The organism is Micromonospora sp. WMMC250 (assembly GCF_027460215.1).
Taxonomy (GTDB): domain Bacteria; phylum Actinomycetota; class Actinomycetes; order Mycobacteriales; family Micromonosporaceae; genus Micromonospora; species Micromonospora taraxaci.
The window spans coordinates 5839546-5854734 of record NZ_JAPZBJ010000002.1; the positions used below are offsets into that span (position 1 = coordinate 5839546).

Annotated in this window: 12 protein-coding genes and 1 pseudogene; 9 read left to right on the forward strand and 4 right to left on the reverse strand. The window is 70.2% G+C overall.

The window, feature by feature from the left end; all coding sequences use genetic code 11:
* The first annotated feature begins 87 nt into the window (after positions 1–87).
* Positions 88–1029, forward strand: coding sequence for an NUDIX hydrolase (locus O3438_RS26475; protein ID WP_442929661.1), 942 nt, complete (start codon positions 88–90; stop codon positions 1027–1029).
* Between the two features lie 345 nt (positions 1030–1374).
* Positions 1375–2313: a CDP-alcohol phosphatidyltransferase family protein gene (locus tag O3438_RS26480; RefSeq protein ID WP_269682375.1), complete on the forward strand. Its 939-nt coding sequence runs from the start codon at positions 1375–1377 to the stop codon at positions 2311–2313.
* Positions 2314–2405: 92 nt separating this feature from the next.
* Here O3438_RS26480 and O3438_RS26485 read toward each other — a convergent pair whose 3' ends face one another.
* From O3438_RS26485 to O3438_RS26495, 3 genes and pseudogenes are all read right to left on the reverse strand, one after another.
* Positions 2406–3659, reverse strand: coding sequence for a phosphatidylserine decarboxylase (locus tag O3438_RS26485; RefSeq protein ID WP_269682376.1), 1254 nt, complete (start codon positions 3657–3659; stop codon positions 2406–2408).
* Between the two features lie 532 nt (positions 3660–4191).
* A pseudogene (locus O3438_RS26490) lies at positions 4192–4422 on the reverse strand (hypothetical protein); the annotation flags it as partial.
* Positions 4419–6224 (reverse strand): PspC domain-containing protein, encoded by a 1806-nt coding sequence (locus tag O3438_RS26495; RefSeq protein ID WP_269682377.1) that lies wholly within the window; start codon positions 6222–6224, stop codon positions 4419–4421. The pseudogene O3438_RS26490 and the gene O3438_RS26495, both read right to left, overlap by 4 nt.
* Before the next feature lie 173 nt (positions 6225–6397).
* On the opposite strand from O3438_RS26495, the gene O3438_RS26500 reads away from it, so the two are divergent.
* The 7 genes from O3438_RS26500 to O3438_RS26530 all read left to right on the forward strand — a co-directional run bounded on the left by O3438_RS26500 (position 6398) and on the right by O3438_RS26530 (position 14654).
* Positions 6398–7645 (forward strand): ATP-binding protein, encoded by a 1248-nt coding sequence (locus tag O3438_RS26500; protein ID WP_269683757.1) that lies wholly within the window; start codon positions 6398–6400, stop codon positions 7643–7645.
* Between the two features lie 2 nt (positions 7646–7647).
* Positions 7648–8334: a response regulator gene (locus O3438_RS26505; protein WP_130409065.1), complete on the forward strand. Its 687-nt coding sequence runs from the start codon at positions 7648–7650 to the stop codon at positions 8332–8334.
* 580 nt (positions 8335–8914) lie between these two features.
* Positions 8915–10555, forward strand: a complete 1641-nt coding sequence (locus O3438_RS26510; RefSeq protein WP_269682378.1) for a peptide ABC transporter substrate-binding protein — start codon at positions 8915–8917, stop codon at positions 10553–10555.
* 148 nt (positions 10556–10703) lie between these two features.
* Positions 10704–11630, forward strand: coding sequence for an ABC transporter permease (locus tag O3438_RS26515; protein ID WP_269682379.1), 927 nt, complete (start codon positions 10704–10706; stop codon positions 11628–11630).
* Positions 11623–12594 carry an ABC transporter permease gene (locus O3438_RS26520; RefSeq protein WP_269682380.1) on the forward strand — a complete coding sequence of 324 codons (972 nt, stop codon included), beginning with the start codon at positions 11623–11625 and terminating at the stop codon, positions 12592–12594. Before O3438_RS26515 ends, O3438_RS26520 begins: the two co-directional genes overlap by 8 nt.
* A gap of 25 nt (positions 12595–12619) precedes the next feature.
* Complete coding sequence (locus O3438_RS26525; RefSeq protein ID WP_269683758.1) at positions 12620–13648, forward strand: ABC transporter ATP-binding protein; 1029 nt, start codon at positions 12620–12622, stop codon at positions 13646–13648.
* Positions 13641–14654: an ABC transporter ATP-binding protein gene (locus O3438_RS26530; protein WP_269682381.1), complete on the forward strand. Its 1014-nt coding sequence runs from the start codon at positions 13641–13643 to the stop codon at positions 14652–14654. Before O3438_RS26525 ends, O3438_RS26530 begins: the two co-directional genes overlap by 8 nt.
* 131 nt (positions 14655–14785) lie before the next feature.
* On the opposite strand, the gene O3438_RS26535 is transcribed toward O3438_RS26530, so the two are convergent.
* Positions 14786–15181 (reverse strand): chorismate mutase, encoded by a 396-nt coding sequence (locus tag O3438_RS26535; RefSeq protein WP_442929662.1) that lies wholly within the window; start codon positions 15179–15181, stop codon positions 14786–14788.
* Positions 15182–15189: the final 8 nt, after the last annotated feature.

A 15189-nucleotide genomic window follows, 5' to 3' on the forward strand; every position in this document is an offset into this window, starting at 1 on the left:
GTCCCGGTCGTCGGGATGCCGCGCCTTCCGCGATTCTGAGTGGATCATGACAGGATCCGACTGCTTCGGGGTGGACGGGCTACCTTCATGATCGATGGGTCGGGTCGAAGCGGGGAGTGGGCGAGGGTGCGGTTCGCGCGGCGGGTGGGGAGTTACGGGCTTCTGCGGGACTCGGACCGGGTCCTGGTGGTTCGGGACGGGGCGGATGGTGAGTTTCCCGGGGTGTGGCGGCTGCCGGGTGGTGCTGTCGCGCACGCCGAACACCCCGAGCGCGCTGTCGTCCGCACTGTCGGCGAGCAGACCGGGCTGACCGTCACCGTGGGTCAGCTACGCACTGTCACATCCGATGTGACCAACTGTGCGGATGGTGTCGCAACGCACACCGACCGGTTGATGTTCGACCTCACCGGGCAAGACGGCACGACACGTGACGGCGGGGGCGGCCCGGTCGAGCAGGCTCGCTGGCTCACCCTGGACGAGCTGACGCGGTTGACGCTGACACCGTTCACCTCCCAGCTGCTCGGCCTGCCGGTCACGCCACTGCCGCCCGGAACGCACCGGCCGCAGGGACACCCCTCCTCGCCGCATCCCGACCGTCGGCTGCGCTTCGGGGCGTACGGGCTGGTCACCGACCCGGCCGGACGGATTCTGCTCACCCAGATCGCCGAGGGCTACCCGGGGGCCGGCCTGTGGCACCTGCCCGGTGGAGGCACGGATCACGGTGAGCAGCCAACGACCGGCCTGCTCCGGGAGTTGGTCGAGGAGGGCGGCCAGGTCGGCCGGGTGGTGGAACTCCTCGGGGTGAACAACCTGCACAACCCGGCCGCACTCGGCCCGGAGGGCCGCCCCTTGGACTGGCACGGCGTACGGGTGATCTATCGGGTGCTGGTGGACGTACCCACCGACGCGATGGTCACCGAATCCGCCGGAGGTTCGACAGCGAGGGCCGGCTGGTTCACCCGCGCCCAAGCTGCTGACCTGCCGTTGAGCGACATCGCTGCCTCGGCAATCGGACAGAGTGGCCGATAGCACGCCGCTCACTGAGCCGAGATGGTGACCCTCCGGTACAGTCAAAGGCGGGAATGGTGGAGGAAACGGGCGATGAAGCCCGGGATGGGAACAAGCGAGCGGTTCGAGCGGTTTAAGCCAGATATAAGTACCGCCGGCAGCTATCGCCAAGCCATGTTCCCCTATGCGATGGTGTACTCCGCAAAACGGCTGCCGGGCCACGCAAGGTCCGGCACGAGACAGCCGGACGCCCGCCACACGGCGGTCAGCCGATCCGGTGATGGAGGAAACGTGCCGAGAGCCCCATGGCGCCGGCGTCGTACTACTGACAGTCCGCGCCCCGCTGGGCGTCGCTGGGCGGGCTCCTTGCGCCGCAGCAGCACGTTCGCCCGCCAGGTGCTGTTGGTCCGGGTCGGTCGCCGGGACAGCGACCTGCTCCCGACCGACGTGACGTTGCCCGAGCACCGGTACGCCGACCGGCAGCGCCGCCGCTACGGCCTGGACCGGCTCAGCCGGCCGGCCGGAAGTATCCGTCGGGCGGAGATCGAAGCGGTCATGCCGGTCAGCCCGGCGATGCCGCCGATGGCGCACGCCGACGAGGCGTCGGCCAGCTCGATCCCGCTGCTACCTGGCGAGCGCACCATGGCTCGGCGGATGAAGTTCGGCCTGGTCAACGCCTGCACCCTGGCCAGCCTGATGCTCGGCATGCTGGCCATCTTCCTGGCGATGCAGGGCGAGGTCCGCGTCGCCGCGCTCTGCCTGATCGCCTGCGTCGCCTTCGATGGTCTGGACGGCGCACTGGCCCGCCGACTCGGTGTGGCCAGCCCGTTCGGCGCGCAGATGGACTCCCTGGCCGACATGTGCTCGTTCGGTCTCGCCGCACCGGTGGTGGTCTACGCCTCGCTCGCCGGCTCCGTCTCCACAGCGGCGGCGGCGGTGGCCTGCGCTCTCGTCGCGGCGTGCGCCGCGATTCGACTGGCCCGCTTCAACGTCTCGCCGAAGGACGGCAGGTTCTTCTGCGGCGTGCCCACCACCATGGCGGCGGCGGTGCTCGCCGTGACCGTGGCGATTGGCCTGCCGGTGCCCGGCGCCGTGCTGGTCGCCGGCGTGGCGCTGCTGGCCTTCGCGATGGTGTCGAGCTTCCCGTACGCCAAGCTCGCCCGCCTGGTGAAGCTGCCCCCGTGGCTCTGGCTGGCCCCGGTGATCGGCGCGCTGATCGACATCCGGATCACGTTCGCCCTGATCGTGGTGGGTTACCTGGTGAGCGGGCCGGTGCTCTGGCTGCGGCAGCGCCGCACCGCCTGACCACAGCAGACGAAAAACGGGGCGCCGCTGGCCAGCGGCGCCCCGTTTCGCGTTTGTCGGTCAGCGCCAGCGGGCGATGACGTTTCTGTTGGTCAGCGCCAGCGGGCGATGACGGTCGACCCGCCGACGACCTTGTCGCCCGGACCGACCAGCGGGTCCGCAGCCTCGGCCGGGAGGTAGACGTCGGTCCGTGAGCCGAACCGGATGAGACCGAAGCGCTCGCCCTTGGCCAGCAGCGCGCCGATCGGCGCGCGCTGCACGATCCGGCGGGCGATCAGCCCGGTCCGCTGCGCGACCACCACAGTGCCGCGAGCGGTGTCCAGCACGGTGTACGCCGCCACGTTGTGTTCGGCGTCGGGCTTCATCGCGTTGACGAACCCGCCGTCGGCGACGAAGTAGTCCACCACCTTGCCGGCGACCGGGGAACGGTTGACGTGCACGTCCAGCACCGACAGGAAGACCGCGACCCGAAGCCACTCGCCGTCGCCGAAACGCTCGTCGTGCAGTCGCTGCACCGAGAGGACCTTGCCGTCCGCGCTGGCGACCACTGCGGACGGGTCCTCCGGCACGTCCCGTTCCGGGTCGCGGAAGAACGCGGCAACCGGCCCGGCGGCCAGCGCCGGCAGCAGCCACAGCTTGGACGACGGACGCGCCACCCGGGCCAGCGCCGCGAGGCCCAGCGCGATGCCCGCCGCGGCCACGCCGTTGGAGTCGATGTGCATGCCGCGGGTCAGCGGCACACTCGACGGGCGGTGCGCGGGGGCCAGCCGGTCGGCCGAGGCCGGGCTGGCCGGGGTGAACCGCAGTCGGTAGACCCGCACCGGCGGCGAGTTGCGCAACACCAGGTCGGCGCCGACACCGTAGAGCGCGTCCTGTCGAGCCAACTCGGCAGCCGCGCCGGTGGTCCGGCCGGGCGTGGCGACGGTCGCCACGCTGAGTACCGCACCGTCGGCGAGGTACTTGACCAGCCCTTCGATGCCGCCGCGGGTCTCCTCGGCAGAGCCGGCGAACACCTCGCCGGCGATGACGACCCCGGCGGGCTCGGCCTCGGTCAGCGATTCGACGACACTCACCCGGTCGGCAACCCAGCGGCCCTGGGCGGTGACGTGCTCGCGGAGCGCGGCAGCGCCGAGCGGTTCGGCGGGCACCACGGTGAGCCGGTCACCGGGGAGCAGCGCCTCGATCGCCGCGGCCAGCACCGCGGACTCCGGCCCCGCCCCGACCAGCAGGGCGGTCTTGGGGTCGTTGATCCGGGCCAGTTCGGTGACGAGCGTACGGGCGGCTCGCTCGCCGATGCGGATCGGACCGGACCGGCCGGTGATACGCACGGCGGGGGACTGGGTCATGTCGGGCGGGCTCCTGACGGGGGTAGAGACGGGAATCGCGGCGGGGCCGCCATGGCGGGACGGGCCGGCCGGCGGAGGGCGAGATCTCCACCGGCCAGCATATGCGCCCGTTCGCGCCAACCGCACCGCCGTAGCGGTCGAGTGGGCCTCCGCCAGCCGACGCCCGAGGTCAGGCCTTCCCGCGCCGGCCCTCCCGTTCGTCGTCCGCCTGGTCGCCGACGGCCTCGATCGGGTGGTCCGACCGGGTCGGCTCGTCACCCTCGACGGGGGCCGGTCCGGTGCCGAGGCCGAGGGTCGCCTCCTCGTGTCGGTCGTCGGGCTGGCCGGGAATCGCTGACGTCTGCGGCTCCGACGGCGGATGAGCCAGCCAGGCCGGGTGGATCACCTCGGCAGTCGGCGCCTCCGGTGTCGTTGCCGAAGGGGGAGCGTCCCAGGTGGACTTCTCGGCCTCCCAGACCGGCAGAGGCGCGCCGGAGGTCGACACCGCGGCTCCGGAGACGGGTGCTGCGGCTCCGGAGACCGGTGCGGTCGCGCCGGAGACCGGTGCGGTGGCCTCGGCGGTCGCCTCCGGCCGCTGCGACCTACCCGAGCGCAGCGCGCCGACCAGCCCGAAGACGCCGATCAGGATGAGTGCGCTGGCCAGGAACCAGCCCACCGCCGGCAGGGCGAGCCCGAGCAGTTGGGCGAGCAGCCACCAGCCGGACAACGCCAGGAACACGAGCCCGAAGGCGAACGACACCAGATCCGTACGGTGAGCCTTCACCGGGTCACCTCCAGGTTGCCGGCATTGACGTGGATGTAGAGGCGCAGGGTCCCGCCGCCGGGCCCGTCGGCGCCGACGTCGGTGAACTCCCGCAGGCGGCCGTCCAACCCACCGGACCGGTTGCCGAAGATGTTGGCATCGCCCGCGTTGACGTCGGCCACCGTGGTGACGTCGACGTTCGGCGGTACGACAACTGTGGCCTGGCCGAAGTTGATGGCGACGGTGACCTGCGTGTCCCGCTTCGAGAAGTCGATACCACGCAGGTCGAGCACCGCGTCACCGAAACTGTTCTCGTACCGGTCGGCGAGGTCGCGGTAGTCGGTGGGCGCCCAGGTCACCGCGCCGTCGACCCCGCGGATCCGGTCGTAGGACTCGGCGACCGTCGCCGTGCCCAGCGCCGCGGCGGTGACCAGGCCGAGCGCGATGAGCCAGCGGGCCCGCCCGAACCAGGTGCCGACGAGCAGCCCCAGCGCGATGGTGGCCAACGCCGCCGCGAAGTACGCCGAGGCGCTGATGGAGAAGACGTCCAGCAGGTCGAGCAGGGCGACCATGCCGAGGACCAGGAAGATCAGCGAGAAGGTCACCGCGCCCAGTGGCGACCGCTCCTTCGGGCGCTTCGGTGGCTTCGGCGGCTTGGTCGGCGGGGGCGGCGCCGGGGTCGGCGACGCGTACGGGCCGTGCGGCGCGAACGGCTGGCGGTAGGCCGACGGCGGTGTGGCGGTCGGGTAGCCGGACGGAGCAGTGGGCGCGCCGGTCACCGGTGCCGACGGCCAGCCGACGCCAGGTGCGGCGGTGCTCGGCCAAGCCGTCGTCGGTGCCGGCCAGCCGGGCTGGACAGCCGTCGTGCCGCCCGGCTGCCCGGACACCGGGCCCACGCCCGACACCGGCTGCGCGGTGATGGGCGGCTGCGGACCACCGGTCGGCGGTACGTCGTACGCCACGGTGGGTGTCCCTCCGGTCGTCGCGGTGGCGTAGGCGGGGTCGCCGCTCGCCCCCGGCGCTGCTGTCGTGGTGGTCGGGCCGGTCGACGGGACGGCGCCGGTCGACGGCGCCGGCCAGGTCACCGGTGGGACCGGACCCGGTGGGGTGCCGGTCGGTGCGGCCGGCATCGGCCCGCCGGGGGTGCCGGCGGGCTGGTTGCGGCTGTCCCGGTTGAGCAGCAGCGCGCCGGCGACCAGGATGGCCGCGCCGAGCAGCACGGCCCGGAAGGCGTCGGTGACGATGTAACCGAAGCTGGCCGCGACCAGGATGCCCAGGATGATCACGGTCACCGGCGACATGCTGGAACGGCCGCGCCCGAGCATCGACTCGATCGGGGACGCGGTGTCGCCCTCGTTCGGGATGATCAGCCAGGCTGCGACGTACACCAGGATGCCGATGCCCCCGAAGAACCCGAGCACCGCGAGCAACACCCGCCACAGCACCGGGTCGGTGTTGGTGGCCCGTCCGATCGCCGCGCAGACACCGGCGAGATAGCGCCCCTCGCGCGGCCGGACCAACCCGTACCGGGAGGTGAAGCCGGTGCCGCCCAGTGGCGGTGGCGGCGCGGACGGGCCGTGGCCGCCGCCCGGTCCGGGCGGTGCGCCGGGAGGCCCGTAACCGGTGCCGTCCGCGAACTGCGGGCCGTGACTCGCGCCGGTGGGCGGCTGGTAGCCGTACGGATCGGTAGGCGCGGCGCCCGGGTGCGGGCCGGGCGTGCTGGGTTCGGTCCAGGCGCCGGGCGTCGCGGCCGGTGCGGGCGGTGACGAGCCCTCCGGCGGTGCCGACCCCGGGCGGGGTGGCGGGGCAGCTTCCTCGGTCATGCTTCGATCCTGCTGCCCGGTGCACCCGAACGGCCTCAGGACCCGACCCTGACCCCACCCTGAGATCCGGCGGCCGGAATGTCGGGGGCGTCCCCGTGGTCGTGGACGCCGCAGCGTGTGACGATCGAGTCACCGACCTCGACCAGCCCACCACCGCTACCAGGGAGCCTCCGATCAGCACCGTCACCACGCCCCCGCGCCTCTACCGCGCCCCGGAGCACCGGATGGCCGCCGGCGTCGCCGCCGGTATCGCCGACCATCTCGGCATCTCGGTGCTGCGGGTGCGCGTCGCGTTCATGGTGCTGCTCGGGCTGAGCGGGCTCGGCCTGCTGCTCTACGCGGCCTTCTGGGCCGTGGTCCCGCTGCGGCCCGGCGACACGGCGGTGCCGCCCCGGCGCGACGTGGCGCAACTCCTGCCGTTCGTGGGGATCGGGCTCGGTGTCCTGCTGATCCAGGTGATGGTCTTCGACTCGGTCGGCGCGGCGGGCACCGCCGGCTGGCTGGTGGCCATCATCGCGGTCGGCGCCGGGGTCATCTGGCACCAGTCCGCGCCCGAGCGGCGGCGGCAGTGGGGCGAGACGATGCCGGTGCCCTGGCTCGGCGCGGTCGTCGAGGAGAGTGACCGACGGGCCTTCGTGCTCCGGTTCATCGGCGGCGGAGTGCTGGTCGCGGTCGGCATCATCGGCGTCGCGGCGGTCTACTCGCCGGCGCAGAACTTCGACGCGGTGATCAATGGCGTGATCTTCGCGCTGGTCGGGCTGGCCGGGGTCGGCGTGGTCGCCGCGCCGGTGCTCTGGCGTACGTACAGTCAGCTCCGCTCGGAGCGCGAGGGCCGCATCCGGGAGCAGGAGCGAGCAGAGCTGGCCGCGATGGTGCACGACCAGGTGCTGCACACGTTGGCCCTGATCCAGCGCAACGCCGGCGACGTCAAGATGGTGCAGCGGCTGGCCCGTGGCCAGGAGCGTTCCCTGCGCAACTGGCTCTACAAACCCACCGCCTCGCCGAGTGAGCGTTTCGCCGCCGCGCTGGAGCAGGCCGCCGCCGAGGTGGAGGACACCTTCGCGATCACGGTGGAGGCGGTGGTGGTCGGTGACCGGGAAACCGACGAGAAGGTCGGGGCGCTGGTCGCGGCCGCCCGGGAGGCGCTGGTGAACGCGGCACGCCACGCCGGTGTGCAGACGGTCTCCCTCTACGCGGAGGTGGAGCCCGATCAGGTCAGCGTCTTCGTCCGGGACCGGGGCAAGGGCTTCGATCCGGATACCGTGGAGGACCACCGGCACGGCGTGAGCGGCTCGATCATCGGGCGGATGAAGCGGCACGGCGGACGGGCCGAGATCCGGTCCGGCCCGGGGGAGGGGACCGAGGTTCGGTTGATCCTGCCGATCTCCCGGGACTCGTCCGCAGCGGAGAGGAACAGATGACCATGGCCGAGCAGTCGACCGAGCGCCTCGACCCGGCGGATGCCCGCCCCGAGCGGCTGCGGGTGTTCCTGGTGGACGATCACGCCATGTTCCGGGCGGGGGTGCGCGCCGAGTTGGGCGCCCACGTCGAGGTGGTCGGCGAGGCGAGCACGGTGGCCGAGGCGGTCACCCGGATCGCCGCCGTCGGGCCGGACGTGGTGCTGCTCGACGTGCACATGCCCGACGGTGGTGGCCGGGCGGTGCTGGAGGCGATGCGGCGTACCCACCCGCAGGTCAAGTTCCTCGCGTTGAGCGTCTCCGACGCGGCGGAGGACGTGATCGGGTTGATCCGGGCAGGTGCTCGGGGGTACGTCACCAAGACCATCTCTCCGGACGAGCTGGCCGCCGCGATCCGCCGGGTGGCCGACGGGGACGCGGTGTTCAGTCCCCGGTTGGCCGGCTTCGTGCTGGACGCCTTCGCGGCCCGACCGGACGCCCCGGTGGCCGACCCCGAGCTGGACCAGCTGACCAACCGCGAGCGCGAGGTGCTGCGGCTCCTGGCCCGGGGGTACGCGTACAAGGAGATTGCCAAGGAGCTGTTCATCTCCATCAAGACGGTGGAGACGCACGTGTCGAACGTGCTCCGCAAGCTGCAGATGTCCAACCGTTACGAGCTGTCCCGCTGGGCGGCGGACCGCCGCCTCGTCTGATCGGCCCTCGCCCGGCGCCGAAGATCAGAGAAACGATCTCGGCGCCCTCATCCACCCAGTCGCTGATCGTGTCCGTGCAGCCGAAGCTGACCTAGTCCGGACGGGTCGAAAAGTTAGTGGTGACCGACGTCCATTCGGACATCGGTGGCCCGAGGCCGGCGCGCGCGCCGCGAGCCGCTGCGCGGGTGGCGCAACGCATTTCCTGCTCAGTGCCGCCCGAGCCGACCGTTTTATGATCATTTTTCAAGTATCGGCAACATGGCGGGCAACTAACGGCTTGATAACGGCACCTTCACGGAAGCGGCCAGTGGGTGTCACAGTGGCAGCACCTCACCATCGGTGTGTGGCACTCCGTACGGCCCACGACCATGTCCTCGCCGCTCGCGGCGGTTCGTGGCTGTGTCTCCTGCGTCGTGTCGCGCCTCGTTGGCGGGGGAGCCCGGCGGATCGGTACATCAGGGGTGTCCCCAACTTCCCTGTGGTCCCGGCGACCCGCGCCCCGGGGTGGTCGGGCGGTGTCACCCCCAAACGTGCGTGAAACCCACGACGGAACCTGGTTAGAAAGAGGAGGCCCCTCGGAATGAGAGTCTCGAAGCGGGCGACGAGCGCCATCGCGCTCAGCGCGGCTGCCGCGCTTGTCGCGAGCGGTTGCTCGAGCAGCGACGGCGACGGCGACGCTGCCGCGAGCAAGGACGGCGCGATCGTTGTCCACGGCGTCCAGCCGGAGAACCCGCTGGTCCCGTCGAACACCACGGAGACCGGCGGCGGCAAGATCATCGACTGGATGTGGACCGGCCTGGTCGAGTACCCGAACGACGGTGGGGCCCCGCGTAACGCCCTGGCGGAGTCGATCAACACCACGGACTCCAAGGTCTTCACGATCAAGATCAAGGCCGGCACGAAGTTCCACGACGGCACCGAGGTGAAGGCGAAGAACTTCGTCGACGCCTGGAACTGGGCCGCCTACTCGCCGAACGGTGCGCAGAACGGCACCTTCTTCGCGGACATCGCGGGCTTCGACCAGACCTACACCTCGGACCCGGACGGCGCGGACGGCCCGAAGAAGGCCCCGACGCCGACCACCGACAAGCTGTCCGGCCTGAAGGTCATCGACGAGCAGACCTTCGAGGTCACCCTGGCAGCGCCGACCGCGGTCTTCCCGACCAAGCTCGGCTACAGCGCCTTCATGCCGCTGCCGGACGTGTTCTTCACCCAGAAGCCCGAGGAGTTCGGCCGCAAGCCGATCGGCAACGGCCCGGTGAAGTTCGTGTCGTGGGAGGACAACGCCCTCATCAAGCTGACGCGCTTCGACGACTACAACCTTCGCGACAAGATGAAGGTCAAGGACGTCGACGTCAAGCTGTACCAGGACGACAACGCCGCCTACGCCGACCTGCTGGCGAACAACCTCGACTTCATGGAGGTCGTTCCCACCTCGGCGCTCGCCGGTGACAAGTGGAAGACCGACCTCGGTGACCGGGGCCGTTCGACCGTCACGCCGTCGACCGCGTTCATCGCGTTCCCGATCTACGACAAGCGCTTCCAGAACCCGAAGCTCCGTCGTGCCGTGTCCCTCGCCGTGAACCGGCAGGAGATCTCGGACAAGATCTTCTTCGGCACCCGCAAGCCGGCCGACAGCTGGGCGAACCCGCTGACCCCGGGCGCCAAGCCGGGCAACTGCACCGCCTGCAAGTTCGACCCGGAGACGGCCAAGACGCTGCTCGCCGAGGCCGGTGGCTTCAGTGGTGAGATGGTCTTCTACTACAACGCGGACTCCGCCCACAAGGACTGGATGGACGCCGTCGCGCAGCAGATCAAGACCAACCTCAACATCAACGCTCGGGCCGAGGGCGTGCCGACCTTCGCGGTCTTCCGCCAGAACATCAACGCCCACAAGATGACCGGCCCGTACCGTGCCGCCTGGCAGCAGGACTACCCGGACGTGGAGAACTGGGTCAACCCGCTCTTCATCACCGGCGGTTCCTCCAACGACGGTCTGTACAGCAACCCCGAGGTCGACGCGCTGGCCAAGCAGGCCAGCGGCGCGCCGAGCCTGGAGGCCTCGCACGAGGCGTTCGCCAAGGCCGTCGAGAAGGTCGACCAGGACGTCCCGAGCATCCCGGTCTACTTCTACGGCCAGCAGTCCGGCCACTCGGAGAAGATCAAGAAGCTCGAGCTGAACAACGTCGGCGAGATCGACATCACCTCGGTCGAGCTCTGATCCGAACGGTCTGACCCCGGGTCGGGCTCGCCACATCCGGTGAGCCCGACCCGGGGCCGTTCCGCGATTGGGTGTTACAACACTCCACTCGCACGTTGTCACCACCGTGTCGGCCGTCCGACGCGCCCCCTGTCTGGAGGACCACCCCATGGGCCGTTATCTGTTGAGACGGCTGCTCCAACTCGTGCCGGTCTTCATCGGTACGACGTTCCTGATCTACTGGCTCGTCTGGGCCGTTCCGGGCGATCCGTTCGCCGGCAAGTGCGGTGAGCGTCGCTGCCCGGACCAGTACATCGCCTTCATGACCGAGAAGTACCACCTCGACCAGAACGTCTTCGTGCAGTACGGCAACTACATGAAGAACCTGCTCCAAGGCGACTTCGGTCAAACGTTCCAGCAACGCGAGATCAGCGACATCATCCTGACCGCGTACCCGAACACGCTGAAGCTGGCCGTCGTGGCGCTCGCCATCGAGGCGATCATCGGCCTCGGCGCCGGCGTGCTGAGCGGTCTGCGGCGCAACGGTTTCCTGGATAACCTGGTCCTGGTCTCCACCCTCTTCCTGATCGCGCTGCCGGTCTTCGTGGTCGGCTTCGTGCTGCAGTGGCTGCTGGGCGTGCAGTGGGGCATCATCAAGCCGACCGTCTCCTCCGAGATGCGGTGGTCCGAGCTGATCGTGCCGGGCTTCGTGCTCGGCAGCGCGTCAGTGGCGTACATCGCCCGGGTGGCCAGAACGAGCATCGCGGAGAACCGCCGCGCCGACTACGTGCGTACGGCTATCGCCAAGGGCCTGCCGATGCGCCGGGTGGTGGGTGTGCACCTGCTGCGCAACTCGCTCATCCCGGTGGTGACCCTGCTCGGCACCGACCTCGGCGCCCTGATGGGCGGCGCGATCGTCACCGAGGGGATCTTCGGCATCAACGGAATCGGCCGCCAGGTCTTCCGGGCGATCATCACCAAGGAAAGTGCCACGGTGGTAGGGATCGTGGTCGTCCTGGTGCTGGTCTATCTCGTGATGAACCTGCTGGTTGACCTGCTCTACGCCGCCCTGGACCCGAGGATCCGTTATGAGTGACCCCAGTACCGCATCGATCGTCAGCACCCCTGGCGCACACCCGACCGACTCCGCCGCCCCCGCCACCGCGGGCCAGCCGCAGAGCAACGACAAGCCGCGCGGTCTGCTCGGTGACGCGTGGCGGGACCTGCGGCGCAAGCCCCTGTTCTGGATCTCGGCCACGCTGATCGTGGTCTTCCTGCTGATGGCGGCCTTCCCGCAGCTGTTCGCTCCGGGCGGCGACCCGGAGAACGGCGCGCTGGCCCGCAGCCTCAACAAGCCGGGCGCGGATGGCTGGTTCGGCTACGACGTGCAGGGCCGTGACGTCTACGCCCGGGTCATCTACGGCGCGCGTGCGTCCATCCAGGTCGCCGTGCTGTCCGTGCTGGGCACCCTGCTCATCGGCGGAACGATGGGCATCATCTCCGGCTACCGCGGTGGCTGGGTGGACGCGCTGCTCAGCCGGATCGCGGACGTCTTCTTCGGTCTGCCCTTCGTGCTCGGCGCGATCGTCATCCTGACGACCTTCAACGGGTCGGGCTCCGGCAACAGCAAGAACAAGATCATGGGTCTGGTGACCGCGTCACTGATCGTGCTGAGCTGGCCGGTCGTGATGCGGCTGATGCGTTCCTCGGTGCTCGCCACCAAGGAGGCCGACTACATCGTGGCGGCCCGCGCGCTGGGTGCCGGCACCGGCCGGATCATCCTCAAGCACCTGCTGCCGAACTGCCTGGCCCCGCTGTTGGTCTACGGCACGATCATGGTCGGCTCGTTCATCGGCGCCGAGGCCACCCTGTCGTTCCTGGGCGTCGGTCTGAAGTCGCCGGTGGTGTCCTGGGGCATCATGATCAGTGACGGGCAGAATTTCGTCCGGGTCGCGCCAGGGCTGGTGTTCTTCCCCGCCGCGTTCCTCGTCACCGCAGTGCTGAGCTTCGTGATGCTCGGTGAGGCGGTCCGCGAGGCCCTCGATCCGAAACTCCGCTAGGGGATATCCAGTGTCCGACATTCTCGTGTCCGAGCAGTCAGCGTCGGGATCCGGCGGGTCCGGGCGTCCCTCCGGCCGGCTGCTCGAGGTCGACGACCTGCGGGTGGAGTTCCGCACCCGGGACGGCGTCGCAAAGGTCATCAACGGGGTCAACTACCACGTCGACGCGGGGGAGACCCTCGCCGTGCTCGGCGAGTCCGGCTCCGGTAAGAGCGTCACCGCGCAGACCATCATGGGCATCCTCGACACGCCGCCCGGCTTCGTGACCGGTGGGCAGGTCCGCTTCCACGGCAAGGACATGCTCCGCATGTCCGCCGAGGAGCGCCGCCGCATCCGCGGCGAGGGCATCGCGATGATCTTCCAGGACGCGCTCTCGGCTCTGAACCCCGTCTTCACCGTCGGGTTCCAGATCGCCGAGCAGTTCCGGGTCCGACGGGGCATGGGTCGCGCGGAGGCCAAGAAGCGCGCGATCGACATGCTCGACCAGGTCAAGATCCCGAACGCCAAGGGTCGGTTCAACAACTACCCGCACCAGTTCTCCGGCGGTATGCGGCAGCGCGCGATGATCGCGATGTCGCTGGCGCTCGACCCGGAGGTGCTGATCGCGGACGAGCCCACCACGGCGCTCGACGTGACCGTGCAGGCCCAGATCATGGACCTGCTCGCTGAGCTTCAGCGTGAGCGGCAGATGGGCATGATCCTGATCACCCACGACCTCGGCGTGGTCGCCGACGTCGCGGACCGGATCGCGGTCATGTACGCGGGCCGGATCGTCGAGGAAGCGAACGTGTACGACCTGTACGCCAAGCCGGCGCACCCGTACACGATGGGTCTGATCGACTCGATCCCGCGCCTCGACGAGAAGGGGCAGCAGCTCCGGACGATCAAGGGTCTCCCGCCGAACCTGATGAACATTCCGCCGGGCTGCCCCTTCAACCCGCGCTGCCCGATGGCTCAGCCGGTGTGCCGGGAGAAGGTCCCGCCGCTGCTGCAGGTGGGCACCGGCCGGGCCAGCGCCTGCCACTTCGCCGAGGAGCTGGTGAACCGTGTCTGAGAACATCCTCGAGGTCAACGACCTGGTCAAGCACTACCCCGTCACCCAGGGCGTGGTGTTCAAGAAGACCGTCGGTCAGGTCAAGGCGGTCGACGGGGTCTCGTTCGGTCTGCGCGCCGGTGAGACCCTCGGCGTCGTCGGCGAGTCCGGCTGCGGCAAGTCGACCCTCGCCCGGGTGCTGATGAACCTGGAGAAGCCGACCGCCGGCAGCGTGGTCTACAAGGGCCAGGACATCTCCAAGCTGTCCGGTGGGGCGCTGCGACGTCTCCGCCGGCAGATCCAGCTGGTCATGCAGGACCCGTACACCTCGCTGAACCCGCGGATGACCGTCGGTGACCTGCTCGGCGAGCCGTTCGAGATCCACCCGGAGGTCGCGCCGAAGGGCAGCCGCCGGGCCAAGGTCCGCGAACTGCTCGATCTGGTCGGGCTCAACCCGGAGCACATCAACCGGTACCCGCACCAGTTCTCCGGCGGTCAGCGTCAGCGCATCGGCATCGCCCGGGCGCTCGCGCTGCGGCCCGAGATCATCGTCTGCGACGAGCCGGTGTCGGCGCTGGACGTCTCCATCCAGGCACAGGTCATGAACCTGCTGGAGCAGCTCCAGGGCGAGTTCGGGCTGTCGTACGTCTTCATCGCGCACGACCTGTCGGTGGTCCGCCACCTCTCGGACCGGGTCGCGGTGATGTACCTCGGCAAGATCGTGGAGATCGGCACCGAGGACGAGATCTACGAGCGGCCGACCCACCCGTACACCCAGGCTCTGCTCTCCGCGGTGCCGGTGCCGGACCCGACCCAGCGGCACAACAAGACGATCATCCGTTTGACGGGTGACGTGCCGTCGCCGATCAGCCCGCCCTCGGGCTGCCGGTTCCGGACCCGCTGCTGGAAGGCGCAGGACGTCTGCGCCGAGCAGGTCCCGCTGCTGGAGATCCGGCGAGGCTCGGACCACCCGAGCGCCTGCCACTTCGCGGAGCGACGCGAGATCGTCGCCACCCACGAGGCGTGAGTCACCGAAACCGCCTGCCGACGTCTTCACGACGACGGCAGGCGGTTTCGTCTGTCCGGTGACCGGCGGTCGTCGGCCAGGCCCCGGGCCGCAGCGGCCCACGGAGAGCTGCCGCAGCCCGCGTGGAGGGGTTACAGCGGCCCGCGGCCCGCGCGGAGCAGCAGCAGGGCCAACTGGGTGCCGTCCGCGCCGAGTGCGACCCGGAACCGCTCCAGGATCGCCCGTTCCCGGGAGAGCACCAGGCGGGTTCCGCCGGACGCCATCCGGGTGGCCCCGACCTCCTGGGACAACGCGGCCCGCTCCTGCCAGAGTGCGATCAGCGCGTTGTCGATCTCGTCGATCCGTTCCCTGATCTCCACGATTCGGGCGGCGGCGGACGGCTCTTCGGTGCCGGTCTGCGCCTCGGACTGCTCGGTGTGCTCCGCCGCCAGCGACACGGGTGCCGTCGTCTCGCGTCCGTCGACCGCGGGCTGCCCAGCCTCGGGTCGGGTCGGGCCGCCGCTCTGCTCCATCACGTCTGTCATCATCGGGTACC

Coding starts and splice junctions, on each gene's coding strand:
- O3438_RS26520 (WP_269682380.1), top strand. CDS start 11,623: ATGAGTGACCCCAGTACCGCATCGATCGTCAGCACCCCTGGCGCACAC.
- O3438_RS26535 (WP_442929662.1), bottom strand. CDS start 15,181: ATGATGACAGACGTGATGGAGCAGAGCGGCGGCCCGACCCGACCCGAG.
- O3438_RS26510 (WP_269682378.1), top strand. CDS start 8,915: ATGAGAGTCTCGAAGCGGGCGACGAGCGCCATCGCGCTCAGCGCGGCT.
- O3438_RS26485 (WP_269682376.1), bottom strand. CDS start 3,659: ATGACCCAGTCCCCCGCCGTGCGTATCACCGGCCGGTCCGGTCCGATC.
- O3438_RS26515 (WP_269682379.1), top strand. CDS start 10,704: ATGGGCCGTTATCTGTTGAGACGGCTGCTCCAACTCGTGCCGGTCTTC.
- O3438_RS26505 (WP_130409065.1), top strand. CDS start 7,648: ATGGCCGAGCAGTCGACCGAGCGCCTCGACCCGGCGGATGCCCGCCCC.
- O3438_RS26475 (WP_442929661.1), top strand. CDS start 88: ATGATCGATGGGTCGGGTCGAAGCGGGGAGTGGGCGAGGGTGCGGTTC.
- O3438_RS26495 (WP_269682377.1), bottom strand. CDS start 6,224: ATGACCGAGGAAGCTGCCCCGCCACCCCGCCCGGGGTCGGCACCGCCG.